This window comes from Mesorhizobium sp. M0664, assembly GCF_040320565.1.
Classification (GTDB): domain Bacteria; phylum Pseudomonadota; class Alphaproteobacteria; order Rhizobiales; family Rhizobiaceae; genus Mesorhizobium.
In genome coordinates, this window is the sequence record NZ_JAMYPW010000025.1 from 22686 (window position 1) to 41820 (window position 19135).

Genomic DNA, 19135 nt, shown 5'->3' on the forward strand with positions numbered 1-19135 from the left:
CTCGTAGGGAAGGCGTCGGCGATCTATGTGAGACGACCTCCTCTGGCCGCTTCGCAGCCATCTCCCCCTCGAGGGGGAAGATTACGCGCTCAGCCGCCTCCACCACCCTGCTTGATGAAATGACCGAGCAGATCCATCGGCACCGGAAACACGACCGTCGACGAGCGCTCACCGGCGATGTCATGGAGAGCCTCGAAATAGCGTAGCTGCATGGCCTGCGGTGCTTCGGCCAGCATCTTGCCGGCCTCGACGAGCTTTGCCGCCGCCTGCTGTTCGCCGTCGGCATTGATCACTTTCGCACGCCGCAGCCGTTCCGCCTCGGCCTGCTTGGCGATGGCGCGGACCATGTTCTCGTTGAGGTCGACATGCTTGATCTCGACATCGGAGACCTTGATGCCCCAGGCATCGGTGCGCTGGTCGAGAATCTCCTGGATATCGCTGTTGAGCTTGTCACGTTCGGCCAGCATTTCGTCGAGCTCATGCTTGCCGAGCACCGAGCGCAACGTGGTCTGTGCCAGCTGGTTGGTGGCGGTCATGAAGTCTTCAACCTGGATCACCGCCCGCTCGGCGTCGACGATACGAAAATACAGCACCGCGTTGACCTTCACCGAGACGTTGTCGCGCGAGATCACGTCCTGCGGCGGGACGTCCTGGACCACCACTCGCAGGTCGACCTTCACCATCTGCTGCACGAAAGGGATGAGGATGATAAGGCCGGGGCCCTTGACTCCGGTGAAGCGGCCGAGCGTGAAGACCACGCCGCGCTCATATTCCCGCAGGATGCGAATGGCCGCGGACAGGAACATGACCACGACGAGCGCTGCTGCCAGATAGGCCACATAACCGATGATCATTGCCTTGCTCCATCGCTTCTCACATTGCGGCGCCGTATCGTCAGCACGAGATCCCTGACATCGGCCACCTCGACGCTGTCGCCCACTGCAAGCGGTTCGTCGGCTTTTGCCCGCCAGCGCTCGCCCCGGGCGAGCACGTGGCCCTCGCTGCCCTGCCAGTCGAGGACCTCCGCCGGCAGCCCTTGCATGGCCTGTGCGCCAACACGCGGAACGTTCTTGCGGGCCGCCCACAGATAGCTGCCGGTCAACAGCGCCAGGCCGAGCGTCAGGACGGCGGCGGTGCCGATAACGGCCCACGACATCTCGAAGCCGGGCCCCTCGATCCTGAGCAGCATGGCTGCGCCCAGCAGAAACGCAGCCACGCCTCCCAGCCCAAGGACCACAGTCGGGTTCAAGGCTTCGACGACCAGGAAGATGATGCCAAGCAGCATCAAGGCAAGGCCGGCATAGCTGATCGGCAAGAGATTGAGCGCATAGAGCCCGAGCAGAAGGCAAATCGTGCCGATCACGCCGGGCGCGACCGCGCCCGGGCTCGTGAATTCGAAGACGAGGCCATAGACGCCGACCAGCATCAGGATGACGGCAATATTCGGGTCCGTGATGACGGCGAGAAGCCGGATGAGCCAGCCTGGCCCGAGCGTTTCGACCGGCAGCCCCTTCGTCGCCAATGCCTCTTTTTTGCCGGCGATCTCGACGGTCCGGCCGTCGGCCAGTTGAAGCAGTTCGGTGGTGTCGCGGGCGACGAAGTCGATGACATGCTGCTGCAGCGCCGCGCCGGCCGACAGGCTGGCCGCCTCGCGCACGGCCTTTTCTCCCCATTCGGCATTGCGCCCGCGCAATTCAGCCAGGCTGCGGATCAGGGCAACGGCGTCGTTCGTCGCCTTGGCGATCATCGCATCGCCCGCGGGTGCGTTCTTCTTGTCCTTGTCCGCCTCCGGGCCATCGTTCTTGCCGCCGGGAAACGATGGCAGCGGCCCGCCCATCTCGATCGGCGTTGCCGCGCCCAGATTGGTGCCGGGCGCCATCGCCGCCAGATGGGCGGCGTAGAGGATGTAGGTTCCGGCGCTCGCCGCATGCCCGCCGGCCGGCGCGACATAGCCGATGACGGGAACCGGCGAGGCGAGAATGCCGGCGATCATCTCGCGCATGCTGGTGACCAGCCCGCCGGGCGTATCCATCTGCAGGATGAGAGCCTGGGCATTTCGGTCCGCGGCCACCGCCAGCGCTTCCTCGAGCTGCCTGGCACTCGCCGGACCGATGGCGCCGTCTATCTCGACGCGCAACACAATTTTCTCCCGGCCGTCCGCCTCTCCGGTTGCTGAAGAGGGACAAACGGCCGCAACAGCCACGAAAGCCGCGGCAAGCAGGACCGCACGCGCGAGTTTCACGCTCAAAGCTCCACATCTAGGAATATGGGCTGGATTTTGCCGAAATCCATGACGCGGCGCGCGGCGGGTGACGCATCGCACGGTCCTGCTGGATGTCGGCCTGCTCAGCGGCGGCTACGGCACCGTAGAAGCTCCGCCAATCGGGCACGTTCCGCGTCTATGAAGATCCCGACGACATGCTGCGCCATGTCGACGAAGTCGGCGGCCGCACATGAAGGCGACCGGCGGGCTGTCGCCGTCATTCGATCACACCTATGTTTTGCGCATTGGAGCCATCTCTGGCGGGCTTCTATTGCGCGGCGTCCTCCTGGATTGTCTGTTCCTGGATACGGGCGGGTGCCCCGAGACACTGATCGTAGCCGATGGTGCAATTATTCAGACATTCGTTGCGCCCCTGGATGGATTTGACGCTGTTGTAGTCGATCGGCACAGCCTGGCATTTCTTCTGGCACGCCTGGTCCTTCTCGGCGCAATTTGTGCCGTGGCCCTTAGGGTACTTCTTCGTGGTCGCTTCAGCGTTCAATGGCATGACGGCCAGCAGCGCCAGCAGCGTCGGTATCAGTCGGAGCATACGCATGGATCCTCCCTTGCGCGTTAGACCCTCTACACTTGGAGGCAATGTTAGCGCGCCACTTCCGCTGGCCACATCACCCGTGCGGGGGATGGACGGCAGCGGGGCCGCCGCTAGCCCAGGCAATTTCCCCGTGGTCGGTTCTGATCGTCATCGCTCCGGCCGGCAGCCGATCACAAAACGCGACGACGTTCAGGCAGTCATATCGCGCGCTGGGCACGATCAGACCGTCATAATCGAGGAAATGCGCGGCCTCGCCGATGTCTTGCGACCTCGGATATTCGGCGTGCTTTTCCTGATACGAAAGCTGCCCGTAGCGCGCGGTGTCGAGGCCAAGGGTCTGCAAGGCCGCCAGGTCGAGCAGTCTGAGCGTCCGGTCCAAAGCAAGATCGATCTCGAAGAGATTGTATCTGACGCGCGAAGGGACCACTGGCTGCCCCCGCGTCAGGTGGAATCTCATCTCGCTCAAGGCACCTTCGCGCTCTTGCGAAGTGTAGAGCACGTCGAACGTTCCATCGTCCCAACGGCCACCGGAGCTCGAGCACTGGATCGGGCTGCGGCCCTGGCGCACCACACGCCAAACCGTCCCGGAGTATTCGACCGGAACTATTGCCTCGATAGCGTCGATGAGCCGGCTATCGCGTCGTTTCCGCCCGGCGATCGCCAACTAGAGAAAGACCTCGTTCTCAAGCCGATCGATGACTTTGAGCACGTCGAGAGCACGGTCGTCGTGAATGAGATCTATCGCCCTTTCACCGTTCAATTGCGGGTGGCGAGCGTAAAGCCAGGTGCGGATATCACTTGGCTCGTAGAACTCCTGCAGACGGCCGACGATATAGTGCAGGTCCGATAGAATGAGCTCGCTGCGCGGCTGGGGCTTGATGTCGCCGGCCTTCCACCTCGAAACCGTGGCCTTGGACACGTCGGTGATGTTTGCAATATCGGTTCCCTTGAGGCCGCCAAACGTACCCAATTCGTCCAGGAACCTGGGGACCGCCCGCAACGCCGTGCTCATGCTTTTCTCTCCGGCTGCCGAGCCACTTCGCGTCGGACCAGCCCTTCAATTGCGCTGTCGCATTTCGGTTTCATAAAAGGAAAATATGAAACAGGAATGTTAATGTCAATCACCCGTTCGGTGCGAAGGCCCCCTGGAGCCAGCACTTCAGGCCTGAAGTAGCGCCAGCTCTTCCGCGCTCAGATGGCGTGCTTTGCCTTTGGCAAGCTCGCCGAGCTGCAATTGGCCGATCGCCACCCGCACCAGGCGCAGCACCTCGATATCGTAGGCGCCAAGCAGCCGGCGGATGTGGCGGTTGCGGCCCTCGTCGAGCACGATCTCCAGCCAGGCGGTGCTGGTGCCGCTTCCACTCGATCGAAAATCAATCGCCTGAATTGCTACAGCGCCCTGTCGCCGGTAATGCCACGGGACAATTTGTTTTGTATAGTCCTGATGCCACGTGGCCGACGATGGTTCGATGACTTGGGAAGGGAAGATCATGCGAAGCGGATTGGCGAAATTCGTCGTGGCGGGTTGCGTCGCCGCTCAGGTCGTCCTGCAAGCGGCGCAGCCGGCGTTTGCCGCGCCGTGCGGCTGGACGGCGAAACTGGAGGAAGAGGAGGGCGGCAAAGTGCTGATGGCGTCGGTCTGCGGCGGATCGAATGGCGGCGCCCAGCTGACGCTGGCCTGTTTCGGCAAGCCGACGCTGAGCTATGATTTGGGCGACAGCGGTCCGCAACTGGAACCCGGCATCGCTTCGTTCGCGTTCAAGGCCGGCGGCAAGGCGGTGACCAAGACGCTTCAACTCGAAGAAATGTACAACACCTTCACCGTGGAATTGAGCAGCACCGACCCGCTGTTGGCCCTGCTGCGCTCCAAGGGCGAGGTCACGGTCGCCTCGGGCAAATATGGCGAGAACAGCTTTCCGCTTGCCGGCTCATCCGCCGCCATCGGCAAGGTGCTGGCCCAGTGCGGCAAAGCCAAGGCTTCTGCCGACAATGACAACTGATGAACCCCTTACATTTCAATTTGAATCGCGCGAGACGTTGGTTGCGAAGATAGAGCGTGATCCCGCTAACCTCGATCCCTGGACAGGGCTTGTCGAACTGGAGGCCGAGGAAAGCAGCCTGGACACCGCGGTGTCGGTTCTCTTGCGGGCAATTGATGCTGTATCCGACAGGGAACAGCTTTGGCGATTTGTCGACAATTTTGTCTGGTTTTGCGGAGTTGCCGAAGGGCCGACTATGGCTTTGAGCGAAGCGAGCGTCCATGCCTTCTACGAGCGGTGGAAAATCGATACGCACCGTAGCGCGCAGACGAGCCTTTTCTTCGCTCAGCAGTTCAAGAAGCTCAATCTCCCTGACTTATGTGCCGAGAACGTTACGCGCGCAGAGGGCGAGGTGCACACCGGGCGGGACTATATCCTGCTTGCCTTGTTCCTGCGCGACAAAATGGAAACGCCGCAGCTGGCTTTGGCCGCCTTGCAACGGGGAATAGCCGCGCACCCGCGCAACGCGATCATCTGGGATTGCGTCGCCGACACGCATCGCATTGGTAACTCGGCGCGCGAGATAGCGGAATCCAGCTATCAGTCATTCAAGCAATGCCGCCTCGATGCAACCACAGAAGATGCCTGCCTCGCCTGGGCATCGTTTGGGCTAATGCTCGATGAAATCGGCAACTATTTGTCGGCTGAAAAGGCCTATCGCCGGGCAATAGAAATCGATCCACGCTACCGCTGGGCGACAGGGAAATTGTCGGGACTGCTCCGTCGCCGGTTCGCCCGCTACCATGAAGCTGAGAAACTTGCGCTGCGGTGCGTTGAAATCGATCCGGAGCACGCATGGTCGTGGTTCAATCTCGGCTTTGTTTATCATCATCATCTGGCCCGTTTCGCCGACGCCAAAACGGCGTATCAGCGCGCGATCAAACTCAAGCCGGACTATGTTAAGGTGTGGGAGAATTTGGCCGCTCTGATGGCGTTCGAAACAGACGCGCCCATAGAGGCTCAAAAGGTGTTCGACAAGGTGTTCGGACTCTCGGGTGTTTCAGCTTGGACCTATAATCAATACGGTATTTTTCTTCGCGAATTGACAGACCGGTACGACGAGTCAGAAAAGGCCTTGTTGCACGCAATTGAAATGGAGCCAGCAGACTGGTGCCATCGGTTGGCGTTGGCGGTTCTGTATGAGAAGCGCTTGCTGAGGTTCGAGGAGGCTCGCAAATTTCTGCTCGAAGCAAAGGAGCGTGGCGCTCCGATCGACAATATCGACTATCGCCTGGCCTTGATTGCACAACGCCGTCGCCCTCTGAAGGTAGTCAAGTAAAGGAACGGCCGTGAAACGTTCGGCGTGCTCGATTTTTGCAATCCTATTTGCCACATGGGCGCACGCCCATGTTCCGCCAACAGGCCCGGCTTATGCGAAGGATTTGTTCGCCAAGTTCGATGAACTTTTGCAGCAGCGCCGGATTGAAGGCAAATTGCCAAATCTTGAAGATCCAACGGACTGGGATCTACTGCACAAGATTTGGGACGGCGAGGCTTTGATAGGTTCGCCGCCATACGATGAGGGCGACCTGGAAGCACTGTCTTTCGTAATGGACAGAAGTGGGTCGCTACTCGCGCTCTATAGCCAAAATAGCCCATTGCCTCTGCAGGATGAAGCTACGCAGACATTCGCGCTTTTGATTCGGGCTGCTGCCGCTTCGCAGATAGCTTTCAATGATTTCCTAGCGCACCAACCTAACGCTGCCGAAATGTTGCGCGCCAACGGAGCCAAAGCTCGAGGAGGCATAGAGAAAATGTTTCGTGGCGCCTCAATCTTTCTGGCTGACCCGGCTCTGAAGGAGGGAAACAAGATAGTTCTTGTTGAATCGCTGAGAGCAGATGGTCCCTATCTCGCGCAGAGCATCTCTCCAGACCATCGCCGGGCTCTGATCGATTTGTTTGTTCCGTCGGTTGGCCAGCTTCCCATGCCTGCCCAAGAATCGCTCAAGATATTTATGCAGGAAATCAATGTCGCCGGCTGCGATCTGTTGTGTGCTGACGGAATGTAATACCGACAGAGATTGATATCGGTCGAACCGGTGTGAGCGGTCAGTTAGGAATATCCGCCAGGAGTCGAAAGCGACCCTTGTCCGCGCGCGCCGCTTGCTGCGTCACGTGGGCTTCGACTGGCAGTTGGCTGACTGTCGAGTCGCCGCCAGCAGTTCAGGCCTGAAGCAGCGCCTGCTCTTCCGCGCTCAGATGGCGTGCCTTGCCTTTGGCAAGGTCGCCGAGTTGCAGAGATCCGATCGCGATCCGTACCAGGCGCAGCACCTCGATATCGTGGGCGGCGAGCAGCCGGCGGATATGGCGGTTGCGGCCCTCGTCGAGCACGATCTCCAGCCAGGCGGTGCTGGTGCCGCCGCGCAGCAGCTCGATCGAGCGGGCTGTCAGCAATTCGCCGTCGACGGTCGCGCCGGCGCGCAACCGCGCCAGCATGGCCTCGTCGGGCAGCGCACCGATCTGCACGTGATAGGTCTTGGCGACGTGCGAGGCGGGGTCGAGCAGGCGCTGCGCGAAGCGCGTGTCGTTGGTCATCAACAGCAGGCCTTCGCTCGCCTTGTCGAGCCGGCCGACCGGCGAGACGAAAGGCAGGTCGAGGCCTGCCAGGCAGTCGTAGACGGTGCCGCGGTCCTGCGGGTCGTCGCGGGTGGTGACCAGCCCGCGCGGCTTGTTGAGCATCAGATAGACCTTGCGCTCGGCGGCGACGCGGCGGCCGTCGACCTCGATGCGATCGCGGCCTGGATCGACGCGCATCGAGCCGTTGCGCACGATCTTGCCGGCGACCCGCACACGCCCCTCGGCAACCAGAAGCTCGGCCTGCTTGCGCGAGCACAGGCCAAGCTTCGACAGCGCGCGACAGAGGCTGACGCCGGGAGGATTGGCTGCGGGGGCAGGGCGTTGCCGGGCAAGGTTCGGTCGTGGCGACATGGCGTTGTCTGTGGATTCTTGTATACGAGCATCCCACTATAGCCGGCCGCCGGCTATGTCCACGGAAGGGAACTGCATATCGTTTGCGTCGTGCGCAGCGGCTGCGAGGACTTGCATGAAAACAGCCGTTCGCCTTTGCCTGCTGCTCGCCTTCCTGCCGACATCGCCGGCGCATGCCGGCTGGCAGGCGGTCGAGAAGGTCGAGACCTATGCCATCTCAGGGCAATCCGGGCCGGAGCTCTATGCCTCGATCGGCGGGCGCGGGCCGCTGCTCGGCGAGCGCCGCGTCATCGCGCATACCAATTTCAAGCTGACCTGGGTGAGGGACTACCAGCCGCAAGGCGACGCCTGCGTGCTGGTGTCGGCGCGACCGAAGCTGATCATCACCTACACCTTGCCGAAGCCGGCCGCGCGGCTGCCGGGCGCAATCCAGAAGAACTGGGAGGTTTTCGCAGCCGGCCTCGCCGCCCACGAGAAGGTGCACGGCGCCAGCATCGTCGACATGGTGCACAAGATCGAGGCGGCCACCATTGGCCTGACCGTCGCCGATGACCGTGGCTGCAGCAAGATCAGGATCGAAGTGACGAGACGGCTCGCCGGAATCTCGCAGGCACAACGGCAGGCGAGCCGCGATTTCGACCGGGTCGACTTCGGCCCGGGCGGCAAGTTGCGGCAGCTTGTGTTCACGCTGATGACCGGCGGATGACGCTGCAGGGCTGCGGGGGCGGCGCAGGGTACCACCTTTGCGGCCCTCACGCCTGCTCGGTCGGATAGAGCGTCAGGATGTTGACGTTGACCCGTGGCGGCTGGCTCACCGCATACAGGATGGCGGCGGCGATATCCTCGCTTTCCAGCTGCTCCATGTCGTCCAGCCTTTGCTCGACCGCCTGGCGCACATCGGCACGCATATTCTGGGTGAACTCGGTCTTGACGGCGCCAGGCTCGATGCAGGTGACGCGGATGCCATCCTTGCCGATCTCGCGGCGCAGCGATTCCGCCATCGCGCTCACCGCGTGCTTGGTGCCGGAATAGACCACCGAAGGGTGGATGTAACGGCCGGTGCCGGACGAGACCACGACGATGTGGCCGGCGCCTTGCCGCTGCATCGACGGCAGTGCCGCATGGATCGGATAAAGCAGGCCCAGGATGTTGACGTCGACCATCCGGCGGTATTCTTCCGGCGTCGTGTTGCGGAACGGCGCGGCGACGCCGACCCCGGCAACCGCAAGCAGCATGTCGAGCCGGCCGTACTCCTGCTGGACCCGCTCGACCATCGCCGTGGCTTGCGCTTCGTCGGCGACGTCGACGGCAATCGGCAGTGCCGCGCTGCCGGTCTCACGGATCCGCTTCGCCAGATCGTCCAGCCGCTCGGCGCGCCGCGCGGCAATCGCCAGCGTGGCGCCCTCGGCCGCCAGCGCCAGGGCGGTGGCCTCGCCGATGCCGGAGGAGGCGCCAGTCACCAAGGCGATCTTGCCGCTCAGTTTTCCTGTCTGCATCTTTTTCTCCTGACGCTTTGGACCCGCCGTGAAGCTAGGGCGCCGGCTTTCTGGAACAATGCTGATCGAAAAACCGAATCCACCGTTAGGGTTTTGGCCCCAGCAAGCCCACGTCTGCGCACGAACGGGCCTTGACGCGACCGGAGGTGTTGCGTCTTGATATGGGGGCTGCGGGGCTTCGCATGAAAACAGCTGATCGACTACGTCTGCGGGTGGCTTGTTTGCATGCGACGCTTGCATGCACCTCCGCGATCCTCTCGCGACCGACAGGTCTGAGCGCCAGATGAAGGTCCTCGTCGTCCATTGCCATCCCTGCGCCGACAGCTTCAACGGCGCCGTGCGCGACACAGTGCTGGAGACGCTTGCCGAAAGCGGCCACCAGGTCCACCTGCTCGACCTCTATGCGGCCGGCTTCGATCCGGTCATGCGCACGCAGGAATGGCGCGGTTACCACGACAAGGCGGCGAACCTGCAACCGGTGCACGAACATGCGCAGGAGCTGCTCTGGGCGGAGGCGGTCGTCTTCATCTATCCGACCTGGTGGTATGGCCTTCCGGCGATGCTGAAAGGCTGGCTGGAGCGTGTGCTGGTGCCGGGCTTCGCTTTCGAGATGCCGACGGCACGACGCGGCCCGCGGCCCAAATTGCGGCACATACGCCGGGTGATGGCAATGACCACATGTGGCGCCACGCCGCTGATGTCGTGGATCATGGGACAGCCCGGCCGGCGGACCCTGCTGCGCGGCTTCCGCTCCGTCTGCCATCCGCTGTGCCGGACCAAATTCCTGGCGCTCTACCGGATGGACAGCGTCTCGGCCGCCGGACGTCAGGCGCATCTGCAGCGGGTCAGAAAAGCGGTTGCCGGCCTTGGTCGCGCTGATGCGGTCGCCGCCACAGTGCCTGGCTGATTTGGACCAGGCGAGCCGCCGCTGTCTCCGCCGAATGTCACGGGCGGGTGTCGGTTTGGCAAAGGTCAAAAAAATCAAGTCTCACCTTGACCCAAGAATGGTTGCAGTGTTGGGTTGCAAAGATCAAGGCCTTCTTGATCAAGCGCACTGCGATGCAAATAAACGACATGATCCGTGAGCCGATGATTCGAAAATGGCATAGGTCTTTTTGTCGGTCGCTGCTGCGTGGGCTCGTGGTCTTGTTTGCCCTGAGCGGCCCAGCTTTGGCTGCCAGCAGCGATTGTGTCGGGGACGACGAGGCCGATACGGCTCGGCGAATTGCCGCTTGTACACTCATGATAGAGGATGTGACGGAGCCCGCCAGCAGCCGTTTGACGGCCTATTTCAAGCGCGGCGTCGCCTGGGCGAGGCAGAATGATTATGATCGCGCTATTGCCGATTTCGATAAGGCGATCAGCCTCGATCCGGAAGATGCCAGTGCTTATTACTACCGAGGCATCACCTGGGCACTCAAGAGCGACGCTGATCGCGCTATCGCCGATTTCGACCAGGCGATCAGCCTCGACCCGAAGAGCGATGCATACCGCATCCGAGGCTCTGCCTGGCTCGACAAAGGCGACAACGACCGAGCTATTGTCGACTACGATCAGGCCATCAGTCTCGAGCCCCGGAATGCCGGAGCTTATGGCGACCGGGGCCTGGCCTGGGCACGCAAGGGCGACAACGACCGCGCTATCGCCGATTTCGGCCAAGCGATCAGCCTCGATCCCCGCGATGGCCGAACTTATAACAACCGAGGTCTCGTGTGGAAAAGGAAGCGGGACTACGACCGTGCCATCGCCGATTATGACCAGGCGATCAGCCTCGATCCGAAGGAAACCAGCGCCTACGACAATCGGGGCATGGCCTGGCTACTCAAGGGCGACTATGACCATGCCATTTCCGATTTCGGACAGGCGATCAGCCTCGATCCGAATGTCGCCGGAGTCCATCATCATCGAGGCATGGCCTGGTCACTCAGAGGCGATTCTGATTATGCCATTGCCGACTACGATCAGGAAATCAGCCTCAATCCGAAGAACGCCCGTGCCTACCTCGATAGAGGCCTGACTTGGACAATCAAAGGCGATTACAATCGTGCGATCGCCGACTACGACCAAGCGATAAGCCTCGACCCGAAAGACGCCAGTGCCTATGGCAATCGAAGCCGGGCCTGGAAATATAAGGGCGACTACGACCGCGCCATCGCCGACGCCGACCAGGCGATCAGTCTCGATCCGGAACGCGCCAGTGCCTTCTACAACAGAGGCAACGTTTGGGCTGACAAAGGCGACTATGACCGCGCCATCGCCGACTTTGACCAGGCGATCGGCCTCGATTCGAAAGACCCCAATGCTTACGACGATCGAGGTACGGCTTGGGCACACAAAGGCGATGACGACCGCGCGATTGCCGACTTCGATCAGGCAATCCTGCTCGACCCGAAACACGCCAGTGCCTACAGGAAGCGCGGCTGGATATGGGACAAGAATGGCGAATACGACCGCGCCCTCGAGGACTATGGCAAAGCAATTGGGCTCGATCCGAAATATGCCCATGCTTATCTCAGCAGAGGTCTCGTCTGGTCGATAAAAGGCGAATACGTACGTGCAACGGCAGATTACGACCAGGCAATCAGCCTCGATCCGACGATTGTCTACGCCTATTTGGGCCGGGGTATCGTCCATTTCTACTCCGGTGCGATGGAGAAAGCCCAAGCCGATTTCGCGCAAGCCGCCACAGTCAAACCAGAGGATGCGTATGTTGCGATCTGGCTCGTTTTTGCCGAGCGTCGCAATGGCGCAGCAGGGCATTTGCAGGAAGCGACCAAGAAGCTCGACATGACGCGATGGCCGGCGCCGGCTGTTCGAATGCTGCTTGGCGAGCAGACTCTCGCCGCGACAATTGCAGAAGCCGACGACCCTGATGCGATAAAGAAACGCGGAAACCTGTGCGAGACAAATATGTTCAGCGCCGAGCTGAGCCGACTGCAGGGGCACAGCGATGAAGCTTTGCGGCTCTATCGGCTCGCCGCCAGCGATTGCCCCAAAAACTCCTACGAATTTGTTGCCGCCAACGCAGCCCTGCGCGAGCTGTCGCCTTAGCTGCCGCCGCTACGGACTTCCCCGCCTTCGGTGAGATTTCGTTGCTCAACACAGTCTTCGCGCGTTGACTCTATTCCCCATTTCTGGAAATCTGGAAACATGGACAAGACGCTCGCCCTTTCGGCACTTGCCGCGCTCGGCCAGGAGACCCGGCTGGACGTTTTTCGCCTTTTGGTGCGGGCCGGCGCCGAGGGCGTGGCTGCGGGCGAGATCGCCTCACGGCTCGCCGCGTTCCCGAATACGATGTCGGCCCATCTCAAGATCCTGTCGCATGCCGGCCTGGTGCGGACCGAACGAGAGGGCCGCAGCGTGCGCTACTTCGCCGACATGACCAGGTTTCGCGATCTGCTGGCCTATCTCATGGAGGATTGCTGCAATGGCGCGCCGGAACTTTGCCAGCCTGTCATCCAGGCTGTGACCTGCAACTGCTAGCCAGATGAGCTCCGGCAATCTTCCCCGCCGCCTTGTTGCCGAAGCCCTCGGCACGGCTCTTCTGGTCGCCACCGTGGTCGGTTCCGGTATCATGGCCGATAAGCTGACCAACGAGGTCGCACTCACCTTGCTCGGCAACACCTTGCCGACCGGGGCGATCCTGGTCGTGCTCATCACCATATTCGGGCCGATATCCGGAGCGCACTTCAACCCGGCGGTGACGCTGGTATTCGCGCTTCGACGCGAGATCGAAACGAACGCAGCGCTGGCTTACGTCGCCGCCCAGATTGCCGGCGGCATCGCTGGAACATTCCTGGCGCATGCAATGTTCGAATTGCCGATCCTGCAAGTGTCGGCGACGGTGCGGACCGGAAGCGGGCAATGGATTGCGGAGCTGTTCGCCGCCTTCGGGCTGGTCTTCACCATCCTCGCCGGCCTGCGTTCCCGTCCGGATTCGATCCCCTGGCTGGTCGGGCTCTATATCACCGCCGCCTACTGATTCACCGCATCGACATCCTTCGCCAATCCGGCCGTCGCCATCGCCCGTGCGTTCTCCAACACTTTTGCCGGGATCCTTGGCAGGGTGGCTGCTCGCCCAACCGAAACCAGCCGGACAGATGAAGGCCGCGTAATGACGGTCACCATCTACCACAACCCCGATTGCGGCACCTCGCGCAACACGCTGGCCATCATCAGGCAGTCCGGCGAGGAGCCTGAGGTGGTCGAATATCTAAAAAATCCGCCGTCGCGCGAAAAGCTCGTCGAGCTGATCGCAGCGATGGGCATGACGCCGCGCCAATTGCTGCGCGAAAAGGGCACGCCCTATGCCGAACTTGGCCTGGGCGACCCGAAGTGGAGCGACGACGAGATCCTCGATTTCATGCTGGCGCATCCGATCCTGATCAACCGGCCGATCGTGGTGACGCCGCTCGGCACCATGCTCGCCCGACCCTCCGAAGCCGTGCTCGATATCCTGCCCAATCCGGATATCGGCCCGTTCACCAAGGAGGACGGCGAGGTGGTCATCGACGCCAGCGGCAAGCGCGTCGGCTAGATATCGTCTTATTTCGATCTTTGTCGAAATTCTCTTGACGTGCAGCGATTCTGGAAATAGCTTATTTCCATGAAACTCGAAAAAGCAGCCTCGCAACTTGAAGCCCTCGGCAGCCCGACGCGGTTGCAGCTCTATCGGACGCTGGTGCGGGCGGGCGATGAGGGGCTGCCGGTCGGGCGTATCCAGGACAGATTGGGCATCGCTGCCTCGACGCTGTCGCATCACCTCAAGCGGCTGGTCGACACCGGCCTGGTGACACAGGAGCGCCAGGCGACCACGCTGATCTGCCGGGCCAACTATCCCGCCATGAACGGGCTCATCGGATACCTCGCGGACGAATGCTGCGCCGATGCCACCTGTGCGCCGGCATCGGCGGAAGCGGCCGCCAAAACGGCGGCATGATTTTTTTGCCATTATAATTCGAAATTACCGGAAGGATGGAAGACATGGAGATGATCGAAAAACTCCCCGTTGCGGTGATCGGCGCCGGGCCGGTCGGTCTGGCGGCAGCGGTCCACCTGATCGCGCGGGGCATTCCTGTCAAAGTCTACGAAGCCGGCAATGCGGTTGCATCCAATCTCAGGGATTGGCGCCATGTCCGTGTGTTCACGCCCTGGCGCTATTGCGTCGATCAGGCGGCCAGAAACCTGCTCGAGGCGCATGGCTGGCGGATGCCTGAGCCCGAGGCATTCCCAACCGCGGACGACCTCGTCGCGGATTATCTCGAGCCGCTTGCAAAGCTTCCGCAATTGTCGCCGTCGATCGAAACCGGCGCCCGGGTCGTCGGCATTTCGCGCTGGGGCGCCGACAAGGTGCTGAGCAAGGGACGCGAGAACCGGCCGTTCATGCTGGCGGTCGAGACTGCCGATGGTACAAGGCGCGACGGCGCACGTGCCGTCATCGATGCTTCGGGAACCTGGCAGATGCCGAACCCGCTCGGCGCCGGCGGAATTCCTGCAGAAGGCGAGGCCGAATTTGCCGACCGCATCGCCTACGGCATCCCCGATATTCTCGGCCGCGACCGCAGCCTTTATGCGGGGAAGACGACGCTGGTCGCCGGCTCCGGCCATTCGGCCGCCAATGCGGTGCTGGATCTCGCCAGGCTGGCAAATGTGGAGGCCGGCACCGCTTTCATCTGGACAACGCGCGGCACCGACCTGGTGCGCATCTACCGTGGCGGTGATGCCGACCAATTGCCGGCACGCGGCGAACTCGGCGCCGAAGTGCGCGAACTGGTGGAAAGCGGCGGCGTCAGGCTGGTGACGGGCTTTGCGGCTGTTTCGATCCGCGATGCCAACGGCCGGCTGGTCGTCGAAGGCCAGACCAGGGACGGTTTGCAGGCGCTTGGCCCGGTCGACCGCATCATCGCCGCGACCGGGCAACGCCCGGATCTGTCGCTGACCCGTGAGCTTCGGCTCGAGCTCGATCCATGGCTGGAAAGCGTCAAGGCACTGGGACCGTTGATCGATCCCAACGAGCACTCCTGCGGCGACGTGCCGCCGCACGGCCACCGTGAGCTCAGCCATCCAGAGCAAGGGTTCTACACAGTCGGCATCAAGAGCTATGGCCGCGCACCGACCTTCCTGCTGCTGACCGGGTATGAGCAGGTCCGCTCGGTCGCGGCGGCGATCGCCGGAGACATGGTGGCGGCCGACAATGTCCAGCTCGTGCTGCCCGAGACCGGCGTCTGCACCGTGCCGCGGATCGGCATTGCCGACAAGGGGTGCTGCGGCGGTCCGGCGCCGGCGGCTTCGAGCGCCTGCTGTGTCGCCGACGCCAAGGCGAAGGCGGTCGGCAAAGGCGGCTGTGGCTGCAGCGTCGCGGCATGAGTCTTTCGCCGCCTTCGCCGGCCATCGTGCGCAGCCGCGGCGCGATCATCACCGCGCTTGGCCTGACGCAGATCATGGCGTGGGGGTCTTCCTACTATCTTCCCGCGGTCATCGCGCCGGCAGTCTCCTCCGATACCGGCTGGCCGCTGGCATGGGTTGTCGGCGGCCTGTCTCTCGGCTTGCTCACGGCAGGATTGATCTCTCCGCGCGTCGGCTCGTCGATCGAGCGGCATGGCGGCCGCAACGTTCTGGCGTTCAGCGCCGGATGCATCGGGCTCGGCCAGATCGGGCTGGCTCTTGCCCCTAATCTTGCGGCCTATATCGCGGCCTGGCTGGTCATCGGCCTGGGCATGGGGGCAGGGCTCTACGATGCCGCTTTCGCGACGCTTGGCCGCCACTACGGCCAGGGCGCGCGCTCCGCCATCACCATGCTGACGCTGTTCGGCGGCCTTGCGAGCACCATCTGCTGGCCGATCTCAGCCTTGCTGCTGGGGGAGGTCGGCTGGCGCGGCACCTGCCTGGTTTACGCCGCCTTTCAGCTGGCAATTGCGCTGCCGCTCTATCTGGTGATCCTGCCCCGGGAGCCGCCGCAACCGGCAGTCAAACCGGGAGTGAAGAAGGCGGCACCCATTCTCGACAACCAAGCCGATCCGTCGATCATGATCGTTCTGGCCGCGACCCTGACACTCGCAGCGGTGATCTCGTCGACACTATCGGTGCATCTGCTCACAATCCTGCAAGGCAGCGGCATGGCGCTTGCCGCAGCCGTCGGGCTCGGCGTGCTGGTTGGTCCATCACAGGTGGCGGCGCGCGCGATCGAGATGATGATCGCGCGCTACCACCATCCGATTTTCACCAAGTTTGCCTCGGTTACGTTTGTGGCGATCGGCGTTTCGACGCTCTGGGCCGGCATGCCGATCATCCCGCTGGCGCTGGGCTTCTACGGCGCAGGGATCGGCCTGGAATCCATCGCGCGGGGGACGTTGCCGCTCGCGCTGGTCGGCTCGAACGGCTATGCGAAACTGATGGGCCGCCTCGCCATGCCGAGCCTGATCGCCCAGGCGGCGGCACCCTCGGCCGGCGCATTGCTGCTGGAGCGCTTCGGCCCGCACGGGACGTTGGCCGCGCTTTCCGGCCTGGCGCTGGCCAACGTCATCCTCGCATGCGGCTTGGGCTGGCGGATGCTCCGCCGACGGCAATCGCAGGTTCAAACCCGATAGGATTTCGACCTGCGTTCGGCGCCTTCAACTGGAGAGCGGGAGATCTTCCAAGGGATCGACAAGGAAGGACGCGGCGATCAGATCGTCCGCATCGAGGCGCAGTGAGCCTTTGGCGCCGCCCATAATGGCGGCAACCTTTTGAAACGTCTTGATCTCATGCTCGGTAATCTGGGCACTTTGCATTCTGGATTTGAGGTCAGCGACGCGCAGCCCCAAACTGTGGGACATTCCGATTTTACGGTTCGACATGGTAAGATGCTCCTCCCCGGCCCATGTTTGTTTTGCCACCCGCCCTTATTCGTATTTCCTCCGCCTGCCTAAATATGAGGCATCGCGATACAGCGCCCGAACGCCCGATGCAAGGGAAGGTTCCGGCGCGCAGCGGTCACGAAATAATAATACGTAGGAAGCACGGCCGATGGTCCGGCCGGAGGTAGGACTTAGGTATGACGCCCCGCCGGACAGAGGGCTCCGGTGGCTTAGCGGCTGGCGAGGACCATGCGGTTGCCTTCGCTGTCGCGAAACTCCGCCACCGTGCGGCCCGGCTGCCACGGCGCCTCATGCGGCTCGGTGACGATCTCGACGCCGTCCTTCTTCAGCGCCGCGATCATTGCCCCGACATTTTCGTCGACCAGCACCAATACGGGCTCCGCTCCGGGAGCGTCGTCGGCGCGCCTGACAAAATGCAGGTTCGTCACGGCATGCGGAAATGCCAGCTCGATCCAGCGCCAGCCGCCATCACCCATCTTCTGGTCGGCCATGACCTGGCAGGCGAGATGCCTGGTGTAGAACGCCTTGGCGCGGTCCTGCTCGAACACCGGAAGCTCGGCAAACTGGATATGCATGATCGTCTCTCCTGCTTGATGGCTGCCGCGCAGCCGCCCACGCGGGAAAGACGATGCGGGCAACCGAAAAGATTCTTCGGCAAGGAGAATCTTTTCAGCGCAGCCGGTCGTCCTTCGTTCATACCAACCAGTCAGGAGACGACGATGGACTACGCGCTCATTCGGTACGGTGTGAACCAAGCCGACCTGGCAGATAACCGCGTGCTGGTCGAAAAAGTATTTGAAGCGCTGGGCGAGGCGGCACCGCCGACGGTGCGTTATCTCGTGCTCGAGCTGGACGACGGCTCGTTCGTCCACATCGTCGGCCAGGACGGCGATTCGTCGGCGCTGACCGGGCTTGCCGCCTTCAAGGCATTTGCGGAAAACCACGCCCAGCGCCGTTCGACCCCGGCAATGCGATCGCCTGTCAAAGTCATCGGCAACTATCGTATGCTGGCGGATCAGAAAGCCGGGTAGCGCCCGCCATGCCGCTCGCGCAGAAATGGGAAGCTACGCCGAAAATGAACAGGGCGACTTTGGAGGTGCTGCTCGTCGGGTTGCGGCCAAGGCTGCATCGCTACTGCGCGCGTATGGCCGGCTCGGTGATCGACGGCGAGGACATCGTCCAGGAGGTCCTGATCAAGGCGCTGCAGGCGATCGACGGGGGTGCGATCGTCGAACGGCCCGAGCAATGGCTGTTTCGCATAGCCCACAATGCCGCGCAGGATCATCTGCGGCGGCGCAATCGGGAAAGGTCGCGCATGACCGAGGCCGACATGAGCGTCATCGAGGATCCCTCCGGCAGCGCCGACAGCCGGCTCGCCGCCCAGACCGGCCTGCGCTCCTTCATGCAGCTTTCGGTGCCGCAGCGCAGCGCCGTGATCCTGGTCGACGTGCTCGGCCTCAGCCTGCATGAGACCTGCGAAGTCACCGGCGCGACGCTCGCCGCCACCAAGGCCGCGCTGCATCGCGGGCGGGCGCAGCTCAAGTTGCTGGCGCTGCAGCCCGAACAGGCGCTTGCGCCGAGGCTCGACGCCGATGACGAGCGCCGGCTGCGGCGCTATGTCGACCTGTTCAACGCGCGCGACTTCGACGCGGTCAGGGCACTGATCGCCGAGGACGTGCGGCTCGACGTCGTCAACCGCGTCCGCCTGCGCGGCAAGGCCGAGGTGTCGACCTATTTCGGCAATTATGCCCGTATCAGCGACTGGACATTGTCGCTCGGCTTCGTCGACGACAGGCCGGCGATCCTGATCCGCCACCCGCAAGCGGCCGACGGCGCGGTGCGCGGCTTCATGCTGGTCGAGTGGCGGAACGATCAGGTCATCCAGATCCGCGACTTCCGCTATGCGCCCTGGTGCCTGGTCGACGCGGAGATCAGGGCCGTGGAGGGGTGAGGAGAGCGCTGGAAATGGTGCGAAATGGCGATCAGGCAGCCTCCTGCTG

General features: G+C 62.6%; 22 protein-coding genes and 3 pseudogenes. 15 read left to right on the forward strand and 10 right to left on the reverse strand.

Annotated features, from left to right (window positions below; translation table 11 throughout):
- Positions 1 to 89: 89 nt before the first annotated feature.
- Positions 90 to 854, reverse strand: coding sequence for a slipin family protein (locus NKI39_RS21025; protein ID WP_352822324.1), 765 nt, complete (start codon positions 852 to 854; stop codon positions 90 to 92).
- Entirely contained in the window at positions 851 to 2242 is a 1392-nt protein-coding gene (locus NKI39_RS21030; RefSeq protein WP_352834096.1) for an NfeD family protein, read from the reverse strand. Before NKI39_RS21030 ends, NKI39_RS21025 begins: the two co-directional genes overlap by 4 nt.
- An 88-nt stretch (positions 2243 to 2330) precedes the next feature.
- Here NKI39_RS21030 and NKI39_RS21035 point away from each other — a divergent pair.
- Positions 2331 to 2457 (forward strand): annotated as a pseudogene (locus tag NKI39_RS21035) (HAD family hydrolase); the annotation flags it as partial.
- A 74-nt stretch (positions 2458 to 2531) separates the two neighbouring features.
- Here NKI39_RS21035 and NKI39_RS21040 read toward each other — a convergent pair.
- From NKI39_RS21040 to NKI39_RS21055, 4 genes and pseudogenes are all read right to left on the reverse strand, one after another.
- A complete protein-coding gene (locus NKI39_RS21040; protein ID WP_352494411.1) occupies positions 2532 to 2819 on the reverse strand; it encodes a hypothetical protein in 288 nt (95 codons plus the stop codon).
- Between the two features lie 70 nt (positions 2820 to 2889).
- Entirely contained in the window at positions 2890 to 3480 is a 591-nt protein-coding gene (locus NKI39_RS21045) for an RES family NAD+ phosphorylase (protein WP_352472172.1), read from the reverse strand.
- Complete coding sequence (locus NKI39_RS21050; protein WP_023680350.1) at positions 3481 to 3828, reverse strand: antitoxin Xre/MbcA/ParS toxin-binding domain-containing protein; 348 nt, start codon at positions 3826 to 3828, stop codon at positions 3481 to 3483.
- 147 nt (positions 3829 to 3975) lie between these two features.
- Positions 3976 to 4173: pseudogene (locus NKI39_RS21055) on the reverse strand (pseudouridine synthase); the annotation flags it as partial.
- A 133-nt stretch (positions 4174 to 4306) separates the two neighbouring features.
- On the opposite strand from NKI39_RS21055, the gene NKI39_RS21060 reads away from it, so the two are divergent.
- From NKI39_RS21060 to NKI39_RS21070, 3 genes are read left to right on the forward strand one after another with little or no spacing between them, the layout of a single operon-like run.
- Positions 4307 to 4816: a hypothetical protein gene (locus NKI39_RS21060; protein ID WP_352834098.1), complete on the forward strand. Its 510-nt coding sequence runs from the start codon at positions 4307 to 4309 to the stop codon at positions 4814 to 4816.
- Positions 4806 to 6134 (forward strand): tetratricopeptide repeat protein, encoded by a 1329-nt coding sequence (locus tag NKI39_RS21065; RefSeq protein ID WP_352834100.1) that lies wholly within the window; start codon positions 4806 to 4808, stop codon positions 6132 to 6134. The genes NKI39_RS21060 and NKI39_RS21065 overlap by 11 nt, the downstream gene beginning before the upstream one ends.
- Positions 6135 to 6144: 10 nt before the next feature.
- On the forward strand, positions 6145 to 6864 hold the full coding sequence (locus tag NKI39_RS21070; protein ID WP_352834103.1) for a hypothetical protein: 720 nt from the start codon (positions 6145 to 6147) through the stop codon (positions 6862 to 6864).
- A gap of 154 nt (positions 6865 to 7018) precedes the next feature.
- Here the strand turns inward: NKI39_RS21070 and NKI39_RS21075 are convergent, their stop codons facing one another.
- Positions 7019 to 7783: a pseudouridine synthase gene (locus tag NKI39_RS21075; RefSeq protein ID WP_352834106.1), complete on the reverse strand. Its 765-nt coding sequence runs from the start codon at positions 7781 to 7783 to the stop codon at positions 7019 to 7021.
- A gap of 115 nt (positions 7784 to 7898) precedes the next feature.
- Here NKI39_RS21075 and NKI39_RS21080 point away from each other — a divergent pair, with 115 nt between their 5' ends.
- Positions 7899 to 8489: a DUF922 domain-containing Zn-dependent protease gene (locus NKI39_RS21080; RefSeq protein WP_352834109.1), complete on the forward strand. Its 591-nt coding sequence runs from the start codon at positions 7899 to 7901 to the stop codon at positions 8487 to 8489.
- A gap of 46 nt (positions 8490 to 8535) precedes the next feature.
- On the opposite strand, the gene NKI39_RS21085 is transcribed toward NKI39_RS21080, so the two are convergent.
- Positions 8536 to 9279 (reverse strand): SDR family oxidoreductase, encoded by a 744-nt coding sequence (locus tag NKI39_RS21085; RefSeq protein ID WP_352834112.1) that lies wholly within the window; start codon positions 9277 to 9279, stop codon positions 8536 to 8538.
- 283 nt (positions 9280 to 9562) lie between these two features.
- Between NKI39_RS21085 and NKI39_RS21090 the strand changes: the two genes are divergently transcribed.
- The 8 genes and pseudogenes from NKI39_RS21090 (at position 9563) to NKI39_RS21125 (ending at position 16865) form a co-directional block, all read left to right on the forward strand.
- Positions 9563 to 10186: an NAD(P)H-dependent oxidoreductase gene (locus NKI39_RS21090; RefSeq protein WP_352472165.1), complete on the forward strand. Its 624-nt coding sequence runs from the start codon at positions 9563 to 9565 to the stop codon at positions 10184 to 10186.
- A gap of 134 nt (positions 10187 to 10320) precedes the next feature.
- Positions 10321 to 12330, forward strand: coding sequence for a tetratricopeptide repeat protein (locus NKI39_RS21095; RefSeq protein WP_352834116.1), 2010 nt, complete (start codon positions 10321 to 10323; stop codon positions 12328 to 12330).
- A gap of 99 nt (positions 12331 to 12429) precedes the next feature.
- Positions 12430 to 12762, forward strand: coding sequence for an ArsR/SmtB family transcription factor (locus tag NKI39_RS21100; RefSeq protein WP_352457336.1), 333 nt, complete (start codon positions 12430 to 12432; stop codon positions 12760 to 12762).
- A 4-nt stretch (positions 12763 to 12766) separates the two neighbouring features.
- Positions 12767 to 13394 (forward strand): annotated as a pseudogene (locus NKI39_RS21105) (aquaporin).
- Positions 13394 to 13816, forward strand: a complete 423-nt coding sequence (gene arsC, locus NKI39_RS21110) for an arsenate reductase (glutaredoxin) (protein ID WP_352834119.1) — start codon at positions 13394 to 13396, stop codon at positions 13814 to 13816. The pseudogene NKI39_RS21105 and the gene arsC overlap by 1 nt, the downstream one beginning before the upstream one ends.
- A gap of 69 nt (positions 13817 to 13885) precedes the next feature.
- Positions 13886 to 14218 (forward strand): ArsR/SmtB family transcription factor, encoded by a 333-nt coding sequence (locus tag NKI39_RS21115; protein WP_352490030.1) that lies wholly within the window; start codon positions 13886 to 13888, stop codon positions 14216 to 14218.
- A gap of 50 nt (positions 14219 to 14268) precedes the next feature.
- Complete coding sequence (locus tag NKI39_RS21120; protein ID WP_502898588.1) at positions 14269 to 15645, forward strand: NAD(P)-binding domain-containing protein; 1377 nt, start codon at positions 14269 to 14271, stop codon at positions 15643 to 15645.
- Positions 15642 to 16865: an MFS transporter gene (locus tag NKI39_RS21125; protein WP_352834124.1), complete on the forward strand. Its 1224-nt coding sequence runs from the start codon at positions 15642 to 15644 to the stop codon at positions 16863 to 16865. Before NKI39_RS21120 ends, NKI39_RS21125 begins: the two co-directional genes overlap by 4 nt.
- 24 nt (positions 16866 to 16889) lie before the next feature.
- Here the strand turns inward: NKI39_RS21125 and NKI39_RS21130 are convergent, their stop codons facing one another.
- Positions 16890 to 17114, reverse strand: coding sequence for a hypothetical protein (locus NKI39_RS21130; RefSeq protein WP_031213090.1), 225 nt, complete (start codon positions 17112 to 17114; stop codon positions 16890 to 16892).
- A 230-nt stretch (positions 17115 to 17344) separates the two neighbouring features.
- Positions 17345 to 17710 carry a VOC family protein gene (locus NKI39_RS21135; protein WP_352472157.1) on the reverse strand — a complete coding sequence of 122 codons (366 nt, stop codon included), beginning with the start codon at positions 17708 to 17710 and terminating at the stop codon, positions 17345 to 17347.
- A gap of 144 nt (positions 17711 to 17854) precedes the next feature.
- Between NKI39_RS21135 and NKI39_RS21140 the strand changes: the two genes are divergently transcribed.
- Positions 17855 to 18166: a hypothetical protein gene (locus NKI39_RS21140; RefSeq protein WP_352834127.1), complete on the forward strand. Its 312-nt coding sequence runs from the start codon at positions 17855 to 17857 to the stop codon at positions 18164 to 18166.
- 44 nt (positions 18167 to 18210) lie between these two features.
- The gene (locus tag NKI39_RS21145) at positions 18211 to 19086 is read left to right on the forward strand and encodes a sigma-70 family RNA polymerase sigma factor (RefSeq protein ID WP_352834129.1); all 876 of its coding nucleotides are present in this window, start codon (positions 18211 to 18213) and stop codon (positions 19084 to 19086) included.
- Positions 19087 to 19135: the final 49 nt, after the last annotated feature.

Coding starts and splice junctions, on each gene's coding strand:
- NKI39_RS21025 (WP_352822324.1), bottom strand. CDS start 854: ATGATCATCGGTTATGTGGCCTATCTGGCAGCAGCGCTCGTCGTGGTC.
- NKI39_RS21040 (WP_352494411.1), bottom strand. CDS start 2,819: ATGCGTATGCTCCGACTGATACCGACGCTGCTGGCGCTGCTGGCCGTC.
- NKI39_RS21050 (WP_023680350.1), bottom strand. CDS start 3,828: ATGAGCACGGCGTTGCGGGCGGTCCCCAGGTTCCTGGACGAATTGGGT.
- NKI39_RS21060 (WP_352834098.1), top strand. CDS start 4,307: ATGCGAAGCGGATTGGCGAAATTCGTCGTGGCGGGTTGCGTCGCCGCT.
- NKI39_RS21065 (WP_352834100.1), top strand. CDS start 4,806: ATGACAACTGATGAACCCCTTACATTTCAATTTGAATCGCGCGAGACG.
- NKI39_RS21075 (WP_352834106.1), bottom strand. CDS start 7,783: ATGTCGCCACGACCGAACCTTGCCCGGCAACGCCCTGCCCCCGCAGCC.
- NKI39_RS21080 (WP_352834109.1), top strand. CDS start 7,899: ATGAAAACAGCCGTTCGCCTTTGCCTGCTGCTCGCCTTCCTGCCGACA.
- NKI39_RS21085 (WP_352834112.1), bottom strand. CDS start 9,279: ATGCAGACAGGAAAACTGAGCGGCAAGATCGCCTTGGTGACTGGCGCC.
- NKI39_RS21090 (WP_352472165.1), top strand. CDS start 9,563: ATGAAGGTCCTCGTCGTCCATTGCCATCCCTGCGCCGACAGCTTCAAC.
- NKI39_RS21100 (WP_352457336.1), top strand. CDS start 12,430: ATGGACAAGACGCTCGCCCTTTCGGCACTTGCCGCGCTCGGCCAGGAG.
- arsC (WP_352834119.1), top strand. CDS start 13,394: ATGACGGTCACCATCTACCACAACCCCGATTGCGGCACCTCGCGCAAC.
- NKI39_RS21115 (WP_352490030.1), top strand. CDS start 13,886: ATGAAACTCGAAAAAGCAGCCTCGCAACTTGAAGCCCTCGGCAGCCCG.
- NKI39_RS21120 (WP_502898588.1), top strand. CDS start 14,269: ATGATCGAAAAACTCCCCGTTGCGGTGATCGGCGCCGGGCCGGTCGGT.
- NKI39_RS21125 (WP_352834124.1), top strand. CDS start 15,642: ATGAGTCTTTCGCCGCCTTCGCCGGCCATCGTGCGCAGCCGCGGCGCG.
- NKI39_RS21130 (WP_031213090.1), bottom strand. CDS start 17,114: ATGTCGAACCGTAAAATCGGAATGTCCCACAGTTTGGGGCTGCGCGTC.
- NKI39_RS21135 (WP_352472157.1), bottom strand. CDS start 17,710: ATGCATATCCAGTTTGCCGAGCTTCCGGTGTTCGAGCAGGACCGCGCC.
- NKI39_RS21140 (WP_352834127.1), top strand. CDS start 17,855: ATGGACTACGCGCTCATTCGGTACGGTGTGAACCAAGCCGACCTGGCA.
- NKI39_RS21145 (WP_352834129.1), top strand. CDS start 18,211: ATGAACAGGGCGACTTTGGAGGTGCTGCTCGTCGGGTTGCGGCCAAGG.